Below are 18,584 nucleotides of genomic sequence, written 5' to 3'. Positions count from 1 at the left end.
GCACCGCCCGCGAGCGGGCTCCTACAAGGGGCCGAGCTTATAGCGCTTGTTCCAGGAAGCCGTGGCGCTTGGTCACGGCGTCCAACTCCATCAGGGTTTCCAGCAGCGCTTCCATCTTGCCCAGCGGCCAGGCGTTGGGGCCGTCGGAAAGCGCCTTGCTTGGATCGGGATGCGTCTCTGCGAACAGGCCGGCCACGCCGACCGCCACCGCCGCGCGCGCCAGCACCGGCACGAACTCGCGCTGGCCGCCGGAGCTCGCGCCCTGCCCGCCCGGGAGCTGCACCGAATGGGTCGCGTCGAACACCACCGGGCATTCGGTCTCGCGCATCACGCTCAGCGAACGCATGTCCGAAACGAGGTTGTTGTAGCCAAAGCTCGCGCCGCGCTCGCACACCATGATGTCGTCGTTGCCCACGGCCTTGGCCTTGGCGACCACGTGTTTCATGTCCCACGGCGCGAGGAACTGGCCCTTTTTGATGTTCACCGGCTTGCCGGCGCGCGCCACGTTCTGGATGAAGTCGGTCTGGCGGCACAGGAACGCGGGCGTCTGCAGCACGTCGACCACCGCCGCCACTTCGTTCATCGGCGTGTATTCGTGCACGTCGGTGAGCACCGGCACGCCGATCTGGCGCTTGACCTCGGCCAGCACGCGCAGGCCTTCTTCCAGGCCCGGCCCGCGGAAGCTCTGGCCGGAGGAGCGGTTGGCCTTGTCGAAGCTGGACTTGAAGATGAAGTTCACGCCGAGCCGGCCGGTGATCTCCTTGAGCTTGCCGGCGACGTCCAGCTGCAACTGTTCGGACTCGACCACGCAGGGGCCGGCGATCAGGAACAGGGGCTGGTCGAGGCCGACTTCAAAACCGCAAAGCTTCATGGATGTTTCCTGTCATGGGCTCGCCTGACCGGCGAGCTGCCACCGCTGGAGGGGCCGCTTCCGCGCAAGCAGAAGGACGGTCGTGGAGTCACGCACTACCGCGAGGTCACGCCCTCGCCTGCGCACCGGCCAGCTTCTCGCCTTCGCGCATCGCCTTGTACTCGCGCGCCGCCTCGACGAAACCGATGAACAGCGGGTGGCCGTCACGCGGCGTGGAGGTGAACTCCGGGTGCGCCTGGCAGGCCAGGAACCACGGATGCTTCTGCTGCGGCAGCTCGACGATCTCGACCAACAGGTCGTCCATCGACTTGCCGGAAACCACCAGGCCCAGATCCTCGAAATCCTGGCGGTAGCGGTTGTTGAATTCGTAACGGTGGCGATGGCGCTCGCGCACCACTTCCTGGCCGTAAGTCTCGCGCGCCAGCGTACCGGTCTTCAGGCGCGCCTCCTGCGAGCCCAGGCGCATGGTGCCGCCCAGGTCGGAGTGCTCGCTGCGCTGCTCGGTCTCGCCGGTGGCGGTGGTCCATTCCGTGATGAGGGCGATCACCGGGTTGCCGGTGTTGCGGTCGTTCTCGCTGGAATCGGCGTCTTTGAGGCCGGCCACGTTGCGGGCGAAGTCGACCACCGCCGCGTGCATGCCGTAGCAGATGCCGAAATAGGGCACCCCGTTCTCGCGGGCGTACTTGGCCGAAAGCACCTTGCCCTCGAAGCCGCGCTTGCCGAAGCCGCCCGGCACCAGGATCGCGTCGGCCTTGCCGAGCACCTTCTTCGCGCCCTCGGCCTCGACCTGTTCGGAATCGATCCAGTCCAGGTTGACGCGGGTCTGCTGCTTGATGCCGCCGTGGCGCAGCGCCTCGCCGAGCGACTTGTAGGCGTCCTTGTGCTCGACGTACTTGCCGACGATCGCGATGGTGACCTCGTCCTTCGGATGCTCCACCGCCTCGACGGTGCGGCGCCAGCTGGAGAGGTCGGCCGGCTTGGCATCCAGACCCAGGCGCCGGACCACGATGTCGTCCAGGCCCTGGCTGTGCAGCCACAGCGGGGTCTTGTAGATCACGTCCACGTCGACCGCGCTGATGACCGCGTTCTCGGGCACGTTGGTGAACAGCGCGATCTTGCGCCGCTCGCTCTCCGGCAGCGCTTCCTCGCAACGGCACAGCAGGATGTCTGGCTGGATACCGATCGAGCGCAGCTCCTTCACCGAATGCTGGGTCGGCTTGGTCTTGATCTCGCCGGCAGCCTTGATATACGGCACAAGGGTCAGGTGCATGAACAGGCACTTCTCCGGCCCATGCTCGATGCGCAACTGGCGGATCGCCTCCAGGAACGGCAGCGACTCGATGTCGCCGACCGTGCCGCCGATCTCCACCAGCGCCACGTCGAAGCCGCGCGTGGCCTCGTGCACGCAGTGCTTGATCTCGTCGGTGATGTGCGGGATCACCTGCACGGTGGCGCCCAGGTAGTCGCCGCGGCGCTCCTTGCGGATCACGCTCTCGTAGATCTTGCCGGTGGTGATCGAGTTCTTGCCGGTCAGCCGCGTGTGGACGAAGCGCTCGTAATGGCCCAGATCCAGGTCGGTCTCCGCGCCGTCGTCGGTCACGTAGACCTCGCCGTGCTGGAAGGGACTCATGGTTCCCGGATCCACATTGATGTAGGGATCGAGCTTCATCATGGTGACCGAAAGCCCGCGCGCCTCGAGGATGGACGCAAGCGACGCCGCCGCGATGCCCTTGCCGAGCGAGGACACCACACCGCCGGTGACGAAAATCAGGGGGGTCATGGAATGCAGCCGTGCTGGAAATTCGGCATTTTAGCGGGTGACGGGCCCGACGGCGAGACTTAAAGAGTCGCGCGATTCATGCTCGGGGCCTCTTTCCCCCCGGGCAAGGGTTCGCTGGCACCCGATTCCGCGCTCTGCCCGTTCCCTGATCGGCCCTTCAAGCCCTCTCCACCAACGATAGAGGGCTGTGGTTCGGGCTCACCATATCCCCCACACCGTTCGCCCTGGCTTAGCGCCAGGCGATGGAGTCGAAAGGCTCACCGGGACCGCCGCGGCGCTTCGACCCCGGTGCTTCTCGCCCGCACCGGGCGTGAACCACTCTCGTGGAAGGCGCTAGCATGGATGGATGACCACCCCCATCCCCTCCCGCCTTGCAGCCCTGCGCATGGCCATGCAGAAGCACGGCGTTGCCGCCTGCCTGATCCCTTCCGCCGACCCGCACCTGTCCGAGTACCTGCCCGCGCACTGGGCCGCCCGCGAGTGGCTGTCCGGCTTCACCGGCTCGGCCGGCACGCTGGTGGTGACCGCCCACGCCGCCGACCTGTGGACCGACTCGCGTTACTTTTCCCAGGCCGAACAGCAGCTGGCCGGCACGGGCGTGGCGCTCAAGAAGCAGAAGATCTCGCACGCCCCCGAGCACCTGCAGTGGCTGCAGGAACACCTGAACGAGGGCGACGTGCTGGCTGTCGCCGGCGACAGCCTGTCCGTCGCCGCCCGCAAGCAGGTCGAACGCCTGCTGGACGAGGCCGGCGCGCGGGTGCGCACGGACCTGGACCTGCCGGGCGAGGTCTGGACGGACCGGCCCGCCCTGCCCAGGGCGCCAGTGTTCGAACACGCGTCCGGCTTCCCGGGGGCCACCCGCGCGGAAAAACTCGAACGCCTGCGCGCCAGCCTGCGTCGCCAGCAGGCCACGCACCACCTGGTGTCCAGCCTGGACGACGTCGCCTGGCTGACCAACCTTCGCGGCAGCGACGTGGAGTGCAACCCGGTGTTCCTGGCCCACCTGCTGGTGGAGACCGACGGGCCCGCCACGCTGTTCATCGACCGCGGCAAGCTGTCCGACACGCTGGTCGCCGCGCTCAAGGCCGACGGCATCCGGATCGCCGACTACGCCACCGTCACCGACGCGCTGGGCGAATTGGGCAAGGATGCAGCCCTGCTGCTCGATCCCGCCCGCGTGGTCTGCACCGTGGCCGACGCGATCGGCACCGGGGCCGGGCGCGTGGAAGCGGCCAACCCCTCGACCGCCTTCAAGGCCCACAAGACCGAAGCCGAGCTTGAACACATCCGTGAGGTCATGCGCCGCGATGGTGCTGCGCTGGTGCGCGCCTTCCGCCGGCTGGAAGAGCGCCTGGCCGCCGGCATGGCGCAGACCGAGCTTGACGTCGACGCGCTACTGCGCGACGAGCGCTCGGCACAGCCGGATTTCATGGGTGAAAGCTTCGCCACGATCGCCGGCTATCAGGCCAACGGCGCCCTGCCCCACTACCGCGCCACCCCGGAAGCGCACAGCACGCTGCAGCGCAAGGGACTGCTGCTGGTCGACTCCGGCGGCCAGTACCTCGGCGGCACCACCGACATTACCCGCGTGCTGGCGCTGGGCGAGACCACCGCCGAGCAGCGTCGCGACGCCACGCTGGTCATGAAGGGCCTGATCGGCTTGTCCCGTGCTCGCTTTCCCAAGGGCGCGAGCGGCCCGCAGCTGGACGCACTGGCGCGTGCGCCGCTGTGGGCCAGCGGCCTGGACTACGGCCATGGCACCGGCCACGGCGTGGGTTACTTCCTCAACGTGCACGAAGGCCCGCATGCGATCCGCCCGCCGGTGCCCCATGGCGCGCTGGTTCCGCTGGAGCCGGGCATGATCACTTCGATCGAACCGGGCCTTTACAAGCCGGCGCGCCACGGGATCCGCCATGAGAACCTCGCGGTCGTAGTGCAGGCGGACCAGACCGAGTTCGGCGAGTTCTACGCCTTCGAGACGCTCACGCTGTGCCCGTTCGATCGTCGCGCGCTGGAGCCGGGCCTGCTCAACCCGGAAGAGCGCGCCTGGCTGGACGATTACCACGCCACCGTGCGGGCGGCACTGGCGCCGCTGCTCGAAGATGCGGACCTGGCGTGGCTGGAGCGGCATTGCGCGCCATTGTAGTTCCCCGCAAGGTTGCCCCCATCCGCCCTTCGCGCACCTTTCCCCGTGGAACGGGGAAGGACACGACCGCTGCGCCCTCCCCGTCGAGCCTTCCCCGCAACGGGGGGAAGGCGCCGGCGACGGATGGCGGGCGCGCCTTTCGCGAGCGACTCCGCTTGACCACCCCGCCCGCCTCTCGCCATCCTGCAACGCTTCCGTTCCCTGACCGACCCCACGCATGAGCAGTCGCTACAACGCCGCCGACATCGAAGTCCTCTCCGGCCTCGATCCCGTCAAACGCCGCCCGGGCATGTACACCGACACCTCGCGCCCGAACCATCTGGCGCAGGAAGTCATCGACAACTCGGTGGACGAGGCGCTGGCCGGCCACGCCAGGGCGATCGAGGTGGTGCTGCACGGCGACGGCTCGGTCGAGGTCAGCGATGACGGCCGCGGCATGCCGGTGGACATCCACCCGGAGGAAGGCGTGCCGGGCGTCGAACTGATCCTCACCCGCCTGCACGCTGGCGGCAAATTCAGCGGCAAGAACTACAACTTCTCCGGCGGCCTGCACGGCGTGGGCGTGTCGGTGGTCAACGCGCTGTCGCAACGCGTGGAGGTGACCATCCGTCGCGACGGCAGCGAATACCGCATGGCGTTCGAGCACGGCGACCGCGTCAGCGAGCTGGAAGTGATCGGCTCGGTGCCGAAGAAGAAGACCGGTACCACCGTGCGTTTCTGGGCCGATCCGAAGTACTTCGACTCTCCGAAGATTTCCGTCCCCAAGCTCAAGCACCTGCTGCGCGCCAAGGCCGTGCTCTGCGCCGGCCTCAGCGTGAAGCTGGTCGACGAAGCCAGCGGCGAGACCAGCGAGTGGTACTACGAGGACGGTCTGCGCGACTACCTGCGGGGCGAGCTCGACGGCGCGGACTCGATCCCTGCCGACCTGTTCGTCCACCACGTCGCCCGCGACACCGAAGGCCTGGATGTCGCCCTTACCTGGCTGCCCGAGGGCGAGCTGGTGCAGGAGAGCTACGTCAACCTGATCCCCACCGCGCAGGGCGGCACCCACGTCAACGGCCTGCGCTCGGGCCTGACCAATGCCATCCGCGAGTTCTGCGACATCCGCAACCTGCTCCCGCGCGGCGTCAAGCTCGCCCCCGAGGACGTGTGGGAGCGCCTGGCCTTCGTGCTCTCGGCGAAGTTGCAGGACCCGCAGTTCGCCGGCCAGACCAAGGAGCGCCTGTCCTCGCGCAACGCCGCCGCGCTGTGCGAGAGCGTGGTGCACGACGCCTTCAGCCTGTGGCTCAACCAGCACGTGGACCTGGGCGAGAGGATCGCCCAGCTCGCCATCGAGCGCGCCAGCGCGCGCCTTAAGGCCGCCAAGCAGGTGGTGCGCAAGAAGATCACCCAGGGCCCCGCCCTGCCCGGCAAGCTGGCCGACTGCACGGCTACCGACCTCACCCGTACCGAGCTGTTCCTGGTCGAGGGTGATTCGGCCGGCGGCAGCGCCAAGCAGGCGCGCGACAAGGAGTTCCAGGCGATCCTGCCGCTGCGCGGCAAGATCCTGAACACATGGGAAGTCGAGTCCACCTCCGTGCTTGCCTCGGAGGAAGTCCACAACCTGGCCGTGGCGATCGGCTGCGACCCGGGCAAGGACGATCTCTCCGGCCTGCGCTACGGCAAGGTGATCATCCTGGCCGACGCTGACTCCGACGGACTGCACATCGCCACCCTCCTGTCTGCGCTGTTCCTGCGTCACTTCCCCTCGCTGGTGCGCGAGGGGCATGTGTTCGTCGCGATGCCGCCCCTGTTCCGCGTGGACGTGGGCAAGCAGGTGTTCTACTGCCTGGACGAGGCCGAGAAGCAGTCCATGCTGCAGAAGATCGAGCGCGAGAAAATGAAGGGCGCCGTCTCGGTCACCCGCTTCAAGGGCCTGGGCGAGATGAACCCGGCGCAGCTGCGCGAGTCGACCATCCATCCGGACACCCGCCGCCTGGTCCAGCTGACCGTCGACGACAGCGAGGGCACGGCCAGGCTGATGGACATGCTGCTGGCAAAGAAGCGTGCCGGCGACCGCAAGAGCTGGCTGGAAGAAAAGGGCGACCTGGCCACGCTGGAAGTCTGACCGCTTGCTGGCAGGCACGGCAGCCGTCATGCTGCGGCGCATGCCAGCCCCGAGCCTCGCCGTCCAGCGTTCTGCCTGCCGTACGGCGATCGCGTGAGTCCCGCCTCGCCACTCGACCGCGAGGAGCTGTCCCGCATCCTGCTGGCCACCGCCGGCGGCGACCAGGGCGCCTTCACCGAGCTTTACCGCCGGACCTCCGCCAAGCTGTTTGGCGTCTGCCTGCGCATGTTGCGCGACCGCGGCGAAGCGGAGGAAGTGCTGCAGGAGGTCTACACCACCGTGTGGCGCCGCGCCGACAGCTTCGACGCCGCCCGCGCCAGCGCGATCACCTGGCTGGTCACGCTGGCCCGCAACAAGGCGATCGACCGCCTGCGCCAGCACCGCGAGGAGCTGCTGGACGAGCCGGACCGCCTCGATCGCCCGGACGACGACCAGCCCTCGCCGGCGCTGCAGGCCGAGGCCAGCCAGGACCGGGTGCGACTCGAGCGCTGCATGGATGCGCTCGAACCGCAGCAGAAGTCGGCGGTACGTGAAGCCTTTTTCTCAGGCGCTACGTATAACGAGCTGGCGGACCGCTGCCGAGTACCCTTAGGCACCATGAAAAGCTGGATCCGCCGAAGCCTGATCCGCCTGAAGGCGTGCCTGGAGACCTGAGCACCGCATGGCCACCACCCCCGACAACCGCGACGAACTGCGTCACGCCGAGTACGTGCTCGGCGTGCTGGACGCCCACGCGCGCGCGGCCGTCGAGCAGGAGGTGCGTAGCGACGCCGCGGCGGCCCAAGCCGTACTCCAGTGGCAGCGCCACCTGACATCCATGGCCGAAGATGTTCCCGAAGTCGCGCCGCCAGCTTACGTGTGGGCGCGCATCCTGCACTCGCTCGGGCTGACCGAGGCCGCTCCACGCAGCGCACCTGAGCGCAGCTCCTGGTGGGATAGCCTCAACCTATGGCGCTGGGTGGGCATAGGCGCGAGCCTGGTGGCTGCCGCGGCCATCGTATTCACCGTGCTCACGCCACGTGCGCCGACGCCGGTCGTGGCGCCGGCCGGCTACATGGTCGCCACCATCGCGCAGGACAACGGCCAGCCCGGCTGGACCGCGACAATGGATCCGCAGCACGCCCGCATGGTCGTGGTGCCGGCCGCGCCGCCTCCGGTGCAGGCCAACCGCTCCACCGAGCTTTGGCTGATCCCGCCGGGTGAAAAGCCGATCTCGCTGGGCGTTTTCCCGACCGACCGCCCAACCACGCTGCGCCTGTCGCCGGCCATCGTCGCGCGCCTGAGCAACCGCGCGTTGCTGGCGGTTTCGGTCGAGCCGCCGGGCGGTTCGCCCACCGGGCAGCCGACCGGTCCGGTCATCGCCAAGGGCGCCATCGCTGGGGCCTGACCGGCCGCCCGACATCCTGCAGGAGCGCACCTGTGCGCGACCGCCACTCACCATGGCCGCGCACAGGTGCGCTCCTACAGGTGAACTCCACGCGCTAAGGTTAGGCATCTACATACGCCGAGCGCAGCCATGGCCCTGCTACCGCCCATCGACCTGCAACGCTGGATCGACGAACACCGCCACCTGCTCAAGCCGCCGGTCGGCAACAAATGCATCGTCGACGGCGACTTCATCGTGATGATCGTGGGTGGTCCCAACGCGCGCACCGACTACCACTACGACGAAGGCCCGGAGTTCTTCTACCAGCTCGAAGGCGAGATGGTGCTCAAGGTGCAGGACGAAGGTGTCGCACGCGATATTCCGATCCGCGCCGGCGAGCTGCTCTACCTGCCGGCACGGGTGCCGCATTCGCCCCAGCGCATGCCCGAATCGGTGGGCCTGGTGATCGAACGCCGCCGCCTGGCGGGCGAGCAGGATGGCCTGCTGTGGTTCTGCGAGCGCTGCAACCACAAGTTGTACGAGGAGTACTTCACCCTGGCCAGCATCGAGCAGGACTTCCCGCCGGTGTTCGACCGCTTCTACCGCTCGCGCGAGGCGCGCACCTGCGATGCCTGCGGACATCTTAACCCCGCGCCCGCGCGCTACGAGTCCGCCTGACCGCGTAGGGGGGCTCAAGCCCGCCGCCCTCCCGCGCACGCAACGCGATAGGCGAAAGCCCACCCTACAAAGTGCGGGCCAGCCAGCGACTCGCCATGCGTCGCAGCGACTCGTCCGCCAGCGGATCCTGCGCGATCGCCCGGATGGAATGCCAGGCCAGGTCGAACGACTCCTCGCTGACGGCGAACGCCTCGCTTGCCGTCGCGCGCACGACGTAACGCACGTCGTAGTGCCAGTGCGCCGGTTCGCTGCCGCGAGCAGGGATCAGGTGCCGATCCAGGTCGAAAATCTCCGGCTCGACCACCAAGTCCACCAGCCCGGATTCCTCCTCCGCCTCGCGCAACGCCACGCGCGCAAGGTCCGGATCACCATCGGCATGTCCTCCCAGCTGCAACCAGCGACCGAGCTTGCGGTGATGGGTCAGAAGCACGCGCTCGCCATCGGCGCTGACCAGCCACGCCGAGCCGGTGAAATGACCGGACGCATGCGTACGTTCGAACGCCTCCGGCGCACTGGCCAGAAACGCAAGGAAATCGGGTACATCGTGGGTGTCCGGGAAGGCTTCCCCGTGCCGATGCAGGGCGTTGCCAAGCCGGTGGATCGATGTGTCGGGCATGTTCGTGGGACGAGGGGCAAACCGCAATTCTAGCGGCGCCGTCGCATGCCTTGCGGCGCTTGTACCCCCAGTCACGCTCGGCTAAGGTTGCCCGTCACATCGGCTCAACGCGTCGCTAACGCAAAGGGTCGGGGAGCACGCCGTCTTTCCATGGGGAACGCTATGCTGTTTAAGCGCGTCAAGCCGCTCGACCAGATTCTCGCTACCGCCGAAAAGAAGTCCCTCGTCCGACAGCTCGGTCCGTTCCAGCTCACCATGCTGGGCATTGGCGCGATCATCGGCACCGGCATTTTCGTGCTCACCGCCGAAGCGGGCCAGAAAGCCGGCCCGGGCATGATGATCGCCTTCGTCATTGCCGCCGTCGTTTGCGCCCTGGCCGCACTGGCCTACGCCGAACTCGCCTCGATGGTGCCGGTGGCCGGATCGGCCTACACCTACACCTACGGCGTGCTCGGTGAAGGTATCGCCTGGATCGTCGGTTGGGCGCTGGTGCTCGAATACACCATCGCCGCCAGTACCGTCTGCGTCGGTTGGGCCGGTTACGTCAACGGCCTGCTGACTCACGCCGGATGGGGCTTGCCGCATTTCCTGCAGGTGGGTCCGATGGATGGCGGCAGCTTCAACCTGCTGGCATGCGCGATCGGCTTGGCAGTCACCCTGTTGCTGGTGCTGGGCACCTCCAAGTCGGCCAAGGTCAACACCGTGCTGGTGCTGATCAAGATCGCCGCGCTCACCGCCTTCATCTTCGTCGCCGTGCCGGCGGTGCAGGACCAGAACTTCCACCCGTTCGTGCCCAACGGCTGGGGCAGCCCGATGGGCGGCATCGGCGTGCTGGGCGCCGCCGCGTCGATCGTGTTCGCCTACATCGGCTTCGACGCGATCTCCACGGCGGCCGAAGAAACCAAGAATCCCAATCGCAGCATCCCGATCGCCCTGATCGGCTCGCTCGGCGTCTGCACGATTTACTACCTGCTGGTCAGCTACGGCGCGGTCGGCTCCGTGGGCGCGCAGCCCATGCTGGGCCCGGACGGCGTGGCACTGGCCCCCGGTACGCCGGCGTTCGCGGCGGCCTGCGTTGGCTCGGACGCGCTGGTGTGCAGCAAGGAGGCGCTGGCCCACGTGGTGCGCCTGCTGGACCACAACACCATCGGTGGCTTCATCGCCTTCGCTGCCGGCATCGCCCTGCCGTCGGTAATCCTGACGATGACTTACGGCCAGACCCGCATCTTCTTCACCATGTCCCGCGACGGTCTGCTGCCGGGCTCGCTCGCCAAGATCCATCCGCGCTATCACACACCCCACGTGATCACGCTGATCACCGGCACTTTCGTGTCGCTGTTCGGCGCGCTGTTCCCGGTCGGCATCCTGGCCGACATCACCAATTCGGGCACGCTGTTCGCGTTCATCATGGTCTCGATCGGCGTCCTGATCCTCCGCCGCACGCAGCCGGAGCGCCCGCGTCCATTCCGCACGCCGCTGCCGTGGCTGATCTGCCCGCTGGCCATCATCGGCTGCCTGCTGCTGTTCCTGAACCTGTCGAAGGAAGCGAAGATCACCTTCTTCGTGTGGGGCGCCATCGGCCTGGTGGTGTATTACCTGTACGGCCACCGCAAGAGCCACCTGGCCAACGGCACCGAACCGGCCTGACGCTTGGCGTCTCCTCTCCAGTGAAAACCCGCCGGCACGGTGAAAACCGTGCCGGTTTCATGTCCGGAATGCCCATGCTGAAGCAACTGCTCGCCCGCAAGACCGACTTCTCCGACGCCGACGACGCGCACGGCCCCGGCCTGCGCCGCACGCTGGGCCCATGGGGATTGACCGCACTGGGCATCGGCGCGGTGATCGGTGGCGGCATCTTCGTGATCACTGGGCAGGCCGCGGCCGAACATGCCGGCCCGGCGGTGATCCTCGCCTTCATCATCGCGGCGGTGTGCTGCAGCTTCACTGCGCTGTGCTATGCCGAATTCGCCACGCTGATCCCGATGTCGGGCAGCTCCTATTCCTATGCCTACGCGACGCTGGGTGAACTGGTCGCCTGGTTCATCGGGTGGAACATGGTGCTCGAGTACGGCGTATCGGCCTCCGCGGTGGCGGTGAGTTGGACCGGGTACTTCGTGAGTCTGATGGACCATATCGGCATCCATCTGCCCGCCGCCCTCACGACCGCCCCCCTTGCCTACCAGGGCGGACACCTGGTGAGCACCGGCGCATTGTTCAACCTGCCTGCCGTGGCCATCGTGCTGGCGCTGACCTGGCTGTGCTACGTGGGTATCCGCGAATCCAGCGGCGCGAACGTCGCCATGGTGTTACTCAAGGTCGGCCTGATCGTGGTGGTGATCGTGGCCGGCTGGCGCTACGTGAACCCGGAGCTCTGGCACCCGTTCATCCCGACCAACGAAGGACCGGAGAAGTTCGGCTGGTCCGGCATCATGCGCGCGTCGACGCTGGTGTTCTTCGCGTACATCGGTTTCGAGGCGACCTCGACCGCCGCGCAGGAGGCAAAGAACCCGCAGCGCGACCTGCCCATCGCCACGATCGCCTCGCTGGCCATCTGTACCGTGCTCTACGTGGGCATGGCGGCAGTCATCACCGGTCTGTTGCCGTTCAAGCTGCTGGGCACGGCCGAGCCGGTGGTCACGGCCGTCAAGGCGCACGCGGAACTGGAATGGCTGCGCTGGCTGGTCGAGGTCGGCGCGCTGATCGGCCTGTCCTCGGTGGTGTTGGTGATGATCATCGCGCAGCCGCGCATCTTTATGATCATGGGCCGCGACGGACTGCTGCCGCCGGTCTTTGCCAAGATCCACCCCCGCTACCGCACGCCGCACATCAATACCGTGATCACCGGCCTAGGCATTGCCGCGTTGGCTGCGGTCTTCCCGCTCGATATCCTGGGCGACCTGGTTTCGATGGGCACGTTGATCGCGTTCGTGGCGGTGTGCGCCGGCGTACTGGTCCTGCGTCATACCCAGCCGGAACTGCCTCGCACCTTCCGCGTGCCGTGGGCACCGGTGACCTGCACGCTGGGCGTGCTGAGCTGCCTGACGCTGCTCTACTGGGAAAACTGGTATCAGTGGCTGATGCTGGGAATCTGGACGGCGGTCGGGTTGGTGATCTATTTCGCCTACGGCCGCCGGCATAGCCAGTTGCGCAATGCGTCGGCTTCAGCCGGCAACTGACGTACGGTTACCGGGCAGTCACCCGCTTGCGGGGTGCGTTTGAGCCAACCTTGCATCCTCCCGGACAAGCGGCTTTCTGGCCGCCCTCCCGTAAGCATACACACGGATTTCAGAAACCCGCTCGTTCGGCGACGTTCGTGGGCGGACGCGACACTTAACTGAAAAATAACAATAGCGGAAGATACGCCCGCGAACTATTTATCGTTCCAAGCTATTGATATTTATGAACTTAACGGAAGTTTTCCGATAAAAAATCCAGCGACCCGCATCCGAACTGGCCCCCACGGGAGTATCATCTGTGTTCCGAGGGTTGATCACTTGGCAGTGGGCCCCGGATCGCCGCCCGGCGCGTCAGGCGGGTCAGCTCCTCAGCCTGACGCGTCTGGGCAGCACTTTTCAGACTGGCCGATCGGCCCCTTTCCTCACACGTGAATTCTCGACGCGACGCGCGTCGAACAAGTGCGCGCGTACTCAGGCCTTCCTGGCCGTGTGCGAGACACACCAGCCCTTGGCGTTCACCGACTTGCCGGGGAACAACTGACAGGGACCGTAAGCCTTGGCGCTGGGGTCGGTATAGAACTGGCAGTTCGCGCAGACATCGCCGGGCTTGTGCTTGGGATTCTTCGACTTGCTGGCGTCCTCGACATAATCGAGCGCCTTCGCCGTCGGGTCGGACTCGGCCACGTGCGGCAGGTCAGCGGCACGCGCGAAGCGCGGCAACCCACCGACGACCGCGGCGGCCGCCGCAGTGCCGGCCGCGACTTTCAGGAAGCGACGACGCGATTCGACGTCTTTTTCTTGCGACATGGTTGAACCTCCGTTGTTTCCGCCACCGCGGACGCGGCAGCCTGTCGCGATGGTACGCCGCAAACGTCAATTCCACCTGACTTGCGAGAACGACTCGCATTTGCCATTGGGCGCACAGGCCGGCGTGTTATAGTCGCGCACCGTTTAGACGTCCAAACCACCATGCAGGAACTGCCCTCCTCCGTCGACCCCGCCCGCTTCGCGCTCTGCGCCGACGCCATCGCCGAGGCCGCGCGCGAGCTTGCCTCGCTTGGCTGGACGCCCGCCACCAGCAGCAACTTCTCGATGCGCGTGAACGACGAACTCGCGGCCATCACGATTTCCGGCCGTGACAAGGGACGCCTGGGCCGCGAGGACATCATGCTGGTAGACATGGCAGGCCATGCGGTGGGCACCCGCGCCCGTCCCAGTGCCGAAACCGGGCTGCACACGCAGGCCTACCGCCGGTTGCCCCAAGCGCAGGTAGTGCTTCATACACACTCCCGCACGCAGAGCGTGGCGTCGCGGCTGTTCGCGGGCGAGGGCGCCGTGCGGCTGGAAGGCTGGGAGCTGCAGAAGGCCATCACCGGCTACACCACGCACGAGAGCGTGCTGGAGATCCCGGTGTTCCCCAACACCCAGCACATGCCCGAACTGGTCGAGCGCATCGACGCCTGGCTGGATGCGGGCAAGCCGTTGCATGCCTACCTGATCGACGGCCACGGGATCTACACCTGGGGCGCCGACATGGCCGAGGCACGCCGCCATCTGGAAGCGCTGGAATTCCTGCTCGGTTGCGAGCTCGACCTGAGGAGACTGTCCGCATGAGCCGCCTGCGCATCTACGAAGACGCCCAGCCTTCCACGCCTGTGTCGGTGCATATCGCGCCGGCCGATATCGCCCGTGAACTTGGCAAGGTGGGCGTCCGCTTCGAGCAGTGGGAAGCCAACGCTCCCATCGCGCCCGGCGCCAGCCAGGACGACGTGATCGCCGCCTACCGCACGGACATCGACCGCCTGATGCGCGACGAGGGCTACCAGTCGGTCGACGTCATCAGCCTGGCACCGGATCATCCGGAGCGCGCCACGCTCCGCCAGAAGTTCCTGAGCGAACACACGCACAGCGAGGACGAGGTCCGCTTCTTCGTTGCCGGCAGCGGCCAGTTCACGCTGCATGTCGGCGGCAGGGTCTACGACGTGCTGTGCGAGGCCGGCGACCTGATCGGCGTGCCCGACGGGACGCCGCACTGGTTCGACATGAGCGAATCGCCCTACTTTGTCGCCATCCGCCTGTTCACCAACAAGGAAGGCTGGGTCGCCAATTTCACCGGCACCGACATCGCCGAGCGCTTTCCGCGCATGGAACCCACCACGCGCTGAGTCCACCTTCGATTCGCCGCGAGGCTTCGGTGGGCTGAAGCCCACCCTACGGGACCTCGGCTATCCTTGCCGTCTCCCCGAACACGTGCCGCCCATGACCACGATCCGCGCCATCGTCACCGACATCGAGGGCACCACCAGCTCGATCGACTTCGTCAAGGACGTACTGTTCCCGTACGCCCGCAAGCGCCTGCCCGCCTTCATCGAGACGCATGCCGACAAGCCGGAAGTGCAGCATTGGCTGCACGAGGCGGCAAAGGAAGCCGGCATCATCGAAGCCAGCCGCCAGGAGATCATCGAACTGCTGCTCGGCTGGATCGACCAGGACCGCAAGTCCACCGCGCTCAAGGCGCTGCAGGGCATGATCTGGCAGGAAGGCTACGAGGCCGGCGAGTACCGCGCGCACGTCTATCCGGAGGTATCCGCCCGCCTGCACGCCTGGCGCGCCGAGGGCCTGCACCTGTACGTCTACTCATCCGGTTCGGTGCCGGCGCAGAAGCTGTTCTTCCGCTACAGCGATGCCGGCGATCTGACGCCGATGTTTGCCGGCTACTTCGACACCCAGACCGGGCCCAAGCGCGAATCGGCCTCCTACGCGACCATCGCCGAGGCGATCGGCGAACGGCCGGAGCACATCCTGTTCCTTTCCGACATCGTCGAGGAACTGGACGCCGCCCGCGCCGCCGGCATGCAGACTGGCTGGCTGTTGCGCGCACCGCAGGTGTTGCCAGCCGAGCCGCGCCACCCCGCCTACGCGGACTTCGACGCCATCGAGCCCTGACGCCGTCATGCGCGGCAGCCTGATCGCCCTGCTCGCGTTTGCCGCCGGCGTGCTGGCGATGCTGCTGGTGCAAGGCTGGCGGCCTCATCCGGCTGCGCAGGCGTCACGCGTGCCACCGCCCGCTCATTCGGCGCCAGCATGGCTGGACGACGCCGAGGCGCCCGCGCCGCCGCAGGACGATTGGCCAGAGCAGGCGCCCACGCCCGAGCAGGTGCTCTACACCCAGCCAAAGTTGCTGGATACCGCGCTCGCGAAGCTACGTCCCCGCATTCCCGGCAAGCCCAACCTGTACCTGCTCGCCTTTGCCGGCGACGGCACCGAGGCTGTCTTCCACAACGAAGCGGAATACGCCGCGCGCCTGTTTACCCGACACTTCGGTCCCACCGCGCACGCACTGGTGCTGGAGAACTCCCCGGACACGCTTTCCACGCGGCCTCTGGCCACCTGGAGCAACCTGGAAAGCGCGCTCGATGGCCTGGCGGACGCCATGGACCCGCAACAGGACATCCTGCTGCTCTACCTGACCACCCACGGCAGCGAGGACCATACCCTGCTGGTGGACATGGACCCGCTGCCGCTGGACCAGATCGGCGCGCAGGACCTGGGAGCGATCCTGGCGGCGCGACCGTTCAAGTGGAAGGTCATGGTGGTCAACGCCTGCTACTCCGGGGGCTTCATCCCGCCGCTGCAGGGCGACGGCACCCTGGTACTCACCGCTGCACGCAGCGACCGCAGCTCATTCGGCTGCGGCAACGACTCGGCGGCGACCTATTTCGGCCGCGCCTGGCTGGTCGACGCGCTGAACCGCACCCCGGATTTCATTGCCGCGTTCGCGCAGGCCAAGGGCGAGATCGCAAAGTGGGAGCGACAGGACCGCCTGCTCCCGTCGGAACCGCAGATGGCGGTCGGCAAAGGCATCGCCGCGCAATTGGCGCGATGGCGGGACGGATTGGAGCTTGGTCCGACCGTCCCCTTCCAGCCCGCAACCCAGCCGCAGGCGGCGATGGCTGCCCATCCCTGAGCCGACCTGCAGGAGCGCCCTTGGGCGCGACCGACAACGGCGGGCTCGGGTACAGGCCGGCATGGCAGTCGCGCCCAAGGGCGCTCCTACAAGAGTCGCCGAATCATCCGACCGTGCCATTCCAGCCACCTAAACAGTCGCAGGCAGTGATGGCTGCCCATCCCTGATCGACCCCTTGTAGGAGCGCACCTGGGCGCGACCGGCAACGGCGGCCTCGGGTACAGGCCGGCATGGCAGTCGCGCCCAAGGGCGCTCCTACAAGGGTCGCCGAATCATCTGACCGTGCCGTTTCAGCCGCCTAAACAGTCGCAGGCAGTGATGGCTGCCCATCCCTGATCGGCCCCTTGTAGGAGCGCACCTGGGCGCGACCGGCAAAGGTGGGCACTTGGCACATGCCCGCATGGCGGTCGCGCACAAGGTGCGCTCCTACCGTCATTCGGCGGAGCGTTGCGCGTGCCGGTCAGCCAGCACCGCAGCCGCATCCGCGAGCCCCAGCCCCCGCGCCCGCAGGGCGACGGTGAGGTGGAACAGCAGATCCGCCGCTTCACCGAGCAGCTCCGCATCGCCCTGCGCGACGGCGGCAAGCGCGGTTTCCACGCCCTCCTCGCCGATCTTCTGGGCGATCCGGCGAATGCCTCCCTCGAACAGCTTCGTCGTGTAACTGCCGGCCGGTCGCTCGGCCGCACGCCGGGCGACCAGTGCATCGAGCTCTGCCAGAAAGCCCAAGGGCAACTGCGCCCCGTCGAAACAGCTGGACGTGCCGCGATGACAGGTCGGCCCAGCCGGTGCGGCGAGCACCAGCAACGCGTCCGCATCGCAGTCGACATGCAGGCTCTTGAGCCGCAGCACGTTCCCGGAACTCTCGCCCTTGGTCCACAGACGGCCCTTGCTGCGGCTGTGGAAGCTCACCAGCCCGGTGTCGCGCGTGGCCGCAAGCGCCTCGGCATCCATGTAGCCCAGCATCAGCACCTCGCCCGTAAGCCAGTGCTGCACGATCGCCGGGACCAGGCCGTCGCCCTTGGCGAAGTCGATCTGCTCAACCATCACAGGTCTCCGGTTCGACGGCGACGCGCACCATCACGCCCTGCTTCGCCAGCCATCGCTTCAACGCCGGCACTTCGATCGCGCCGGAATGGAACACGCTTGCGGCGAGCGCACCGTCCACATCGGCGGCGGTGAAGACGTCGCGGAAATGCTCCCTCGCCCCGGCCCCGCCCGAGGCAATCAGCGGCACCGCACACACCGCGCGGGCCTGGGCCAGTTGCGGCACGTCGTAACCCTGCCGCACGCCGTCGCTGCCCATGCAATTGAGCACGATCTCGCCCGCGCCCAGGTGCTGCGCCTCGGCGATCCAGTCCAGCGTGCGCCGCGGCAGCGCCTGCGTGCGCGACGGATCGCCGGTGTACTGGCGCACCCGCCACTGCCCGTCCTCATCGCGCAGGGAATCGATGCCCACGACGATGCACTGCACGCCGAACGCGTCGGCCAGTTCGGCGATCAGCGCCGGCCGTTCGAGCGCCGGCGAATTGATCGAGACCTTGTCGGCCCCGGCGTACAGCACCGCGCGTGCGTCCTCCACGCTGCGGATGCCGCCGGCCACGCAGAAGGGGATGTCGATCTCCCGGGCGACCCGTTCGACCCAGGCCCGGTCCACCGAGCGGCCTTCCGGGCTGGCGGTGATGTCATAGAAAACCAATTCATCCGCGCCGGCGTCGCGATAGCGCAGCGCCAGCTCGACGATGCCGCCCACTACCGCGTGGTCGCGGAAGCGCACGCCCTTGACCACCTGCCCCTCGCGCACGTCCAGGCAGGGAATGATGCGACGGCTCAGCACGGGCGACGCTCCCCGGCTCCGGTGCGCAACACGGCGCAATATG

At 67.3% G+C, this 18,584-nt stretch carries 17 protein-coding genes; 11 read left to right on the top strand and 6 right to left on the bottom strand.

The genetic code is table 11. The features are described 5' to 3' along the window. Window positions 1-37: 37 nt before the first annotated feature. Together kdsA and ACFWZ3_RS05945 are read right to left on the bottom strand one after the other, a co-directional pair. Window positions 38-871 carry a 3-deoxy-8-phosphooctulonate synthase gene (gene kdsA, locus ACFWZ3_RS05950; protein ID WP_439706827.1) on the bottom strand — a complete coding sequence of 278 codons (834 nt, stop codon included), beginning with the start codon at window positions 869-871 and terminating at the stop codon, window positions 38-40. Between the two features lie 106 nt (window positions 872-977). Next, entirely contained in the window at window positions 978-2,651 is a 1,674-nt protein-coding gene (locus ACFWZ3_RS05945; RefSeq protein WP_439706826.1) for a CTP synthase, read from the bottom strand. A gap of 346 nt (window positions 2,652-2,997) precedes the next feature. Here ACFWZ3_RS05945 and ACFWZ3_RS05940 point away from each other — a divergent pair, with 346 nt between their 5' ends. The 5 genes from ACFWZ3_RS05940 to ACFWZ3_RS05920 all read left to right on the top strand — a co-directional run bounded on the left by ACFWZ3_RS05940 (window position 2,998) and on the right by ACFWZ3_RS05920 (window position 8,948). Further along, complete coding sequence (locus tag ACFWZ3_RS05940) at window positions 2,998-4,797, top strand: aminopeptidase P family protein (RefSeq protein ID WP_439706825.1); 1,800 nt, start codon at window positions 2,998-3,000, stop codon at window positions 4,795-4,797. Window positions 4,798-5,014: 217 nt separating this feature from the next. Beyond that, window positions 5,015-6,904, top strand: a complete 1,890-nt coding sequence (parE, locus tag ACFWZ3_RS05935; protein WP_439706824.1) for a DNA topoisomerase IV subunit B — start codon at window positions 5,015-5,017, stop codon at window positions 6,902-6,904. Window positions 6,905-6,997: 93 nt separating this feature from the next. Next, window positions 6,998-7,558 carry a sigma-70 family RNA polymerase sigma factor gene (locus tag ACFWZ3_RS05930; protein ID WP_439706823.1) on the top strand — a complete coding sequence of 187 codons (561 nt, stop codon included), beginning with the start codon at window positions 6,998-7,000 and terminating at the stop codon, window positions 7,556-7,558. Between the two features lie 7 nt (window positions 7,559-7,565). Next, window positions 7,566-8,291 carry an anti-sigma factor gene (locus ACFWZ3_RS05925; protein ID WP_439706822.1) on the top strand — a complete coding sequence of 242 codons (726 nt, stop codon included), beginning with the start codon at window positions 7,566-7,568 and terminating at the stop codon, window positions 8,289-8,291. A 129-nt stretch (window positions 8,292-8,420) separates the two neighbouring features. Continuing rightward, complete coding sequence (locus ACFWZ3_RS05920; protein ID WP_439706821.1) at window positions 8,421-8,948, top strand: 3-hydroxyanthranilate 3,4-dioxygenase; 528 nt, start codon at window positions 8,421-8,423, stop codon at window positions 8,946-8,948. Window positions 8,949-9,012: 64 nt separating this feature from the next. Here ACFWZ3_RS05920 and ACFWZ3_RS05915 read toward each other — a convergent pair whose 3' ends face one another. Then, complete coding sequence (locus tag ACFWZ3_RS05915; RefSeq protein WP_439706820.1) at window positions 9,013-9,564, bottom strand: NUDIX hydrolase; 552 nt, start codon at window positions 9,562-9,564, stop codon at window positions 9,013-9,015. A 162-nt stretch (window positions 9,565-9,726) separates the two neighbouring features. On the opposite strand from ACFWZ3_RS05915, the gene ACFWZ3_RS05910 reads away from it, so the two are divergent. Together ACFWZ3_RS05910 and ACFWZ3_RS05905 are read left to right on the top strand one after the other, a co-directional pair. Further along, on the top strand, window positions 9,727-11,211 hold the full coding sequence (locus ACFWZ3_RS05910; protein ID WP_439706819.1) for an amino acid permease: 1,485 nt from the start codon (window positions 9,727-9,729) through the stop codon (window positions 11,209-11,211). A gap of 74 nt (window positions 11,212-11,285) precedes the next feature. Continuing rightward, on the top strand, window positions 11,286-12,740 hold the full coding sequence (locus ACFWZ3_RS05905) for an amino acid permease (RefSeq protein WP_439706818.1): 1,455 nt from the start codon (window positions 11,286-11,288) through the stop codon (window positions 12,738-12,740). 471 nt (window positions 12,741-13,211) lie between these two features. Here the strand turns inward: ACFWZ3_RS05905 and ACFWZ3_RS05900 are convergent, their stop codons facing one another. After that, complete coding sequence (locus ACFWZ3_RS05900) at window positions 13,212-13,547, bottom strand: high-potential iron-sulfur protein (protein WP_439706817.1); 336 nt, start codon at window positions 13,545-13,547, stop codon at window positions 13,212-13,214. Between the two features lie 162 nt (window positions 13,548-13,709). On the opposite strand from ACFWZ3_RS05900, the gene ACFWZ3_RS05895 reads away from it, so the two are divergent. The 4 genes from ACFWZ3_RS05895 to ACFWZ3_RS05880 all read left to right on the top strand — a co-directional run bounded on the left by ACFWZ3_RS05895 (window position 13,710) and on the right by ACFWZ3_RS05880 (window position 16,707). Continuing rightward, the gene (locus ACFWZ3_RS05895) at window positions 13,710-14,354 is read left to right on the top strand and encodes a methylthioribulose 1-phosphate dehydratase (protein ID WP_439706816.1); all 645 of its coding nucleotides are present in this window, start codon (window positions 13,710-13,712) and stop codon (window positions 14,352-14,354) included. Next, window positions 14,351-14,905 (top strand): 1,2-dihydroxy-3-keto-5-methylthiopentene dioxygenase, encoded by a 555-nt coding sequence (locus ACFWZ3_RS05890; protein WP_439706815.1) that lies wholly within the window; start codon window positions 14,351-14,353, stop codon window positions 14,903-14,905. Before ACFWZ3_RS05895 ends, ACFWZ3_RS05890 begins: the two co-directional genes overlap by 4 nt. Before the next feature lie 94 nt (window positions 14,906-14,999). Then, entirely contained in the window at window positions 15,000-15,686 is a 687-nt protein-coding gene (gene mtnC, locus ACFWZ3_RS05885; RefSeq protein WP_439706814.1) for an acireductone synthase, read from the top strand. Between the two features lie 7 nt (window positions 15,687-15,693). Further along, complete coding sequence (locus ACFWZ3_RS05880) at window positions 15,694-16,707, top strand: C13 family peptidase (RefSeq protein WP_439706813.1); 1,014 nt, start codon at window positions 15,694-15,696, stop codon at window positions 16,705-16,707. A 432-nt stretch (window positions 16,708-17,139) separates the two neighbouring features. Here the strand turns inward: ACFWZ3_RS05880 and hisIE are convergent, their stop codons facing one another. Continuing rightward, on the bottom strand, window positions 17,140-17,751 hold the full coding sequence (gene hisIE, locus ACFWZ3_RS05875; protein ID WP_439706812.1) for a bifunctional phosphoribosyl-AMP cyclohydrolase/phosphoribosyl-ATP diphosphatase HisIE: 612 nt from the start codon (window positions 17,749-17,751) through the stop codon (window positions 17,140-17,142). Continuing rightward, window positions 17,744-18,541, bottom strand: coding sequence for an imidazole glycerol phosphate synthase subunit HisF (gene hisF / locus ACFWZ3_RS05870; protein ID WP_439706811.1), 798 nt, complete (start codon window positions 18,539-18,541; stop codon window positions 17,744-17,746). Before hisF ends, hisIE begins: the two co-directional genes overlap by 8 nt. Window positions 18,542-18,584: the final 43 nt, after the last annotated feature.

It is taken from the genome of Frateuria sp. GZRR35 (assembly GCF_051900415.1).
Taxonomy (GTDB): domain Bacteria; phylum Pseudomonadota; class Gammaproteobacteria; order Xanthomonadales; family Rhodanobacteraceae; genus Frateuria_A.
The sequence above is the reverse complement of the archived record's forward strand: the minus strand, read 5'-3'. Positions and strand labels throughout refer to the sequence as shown.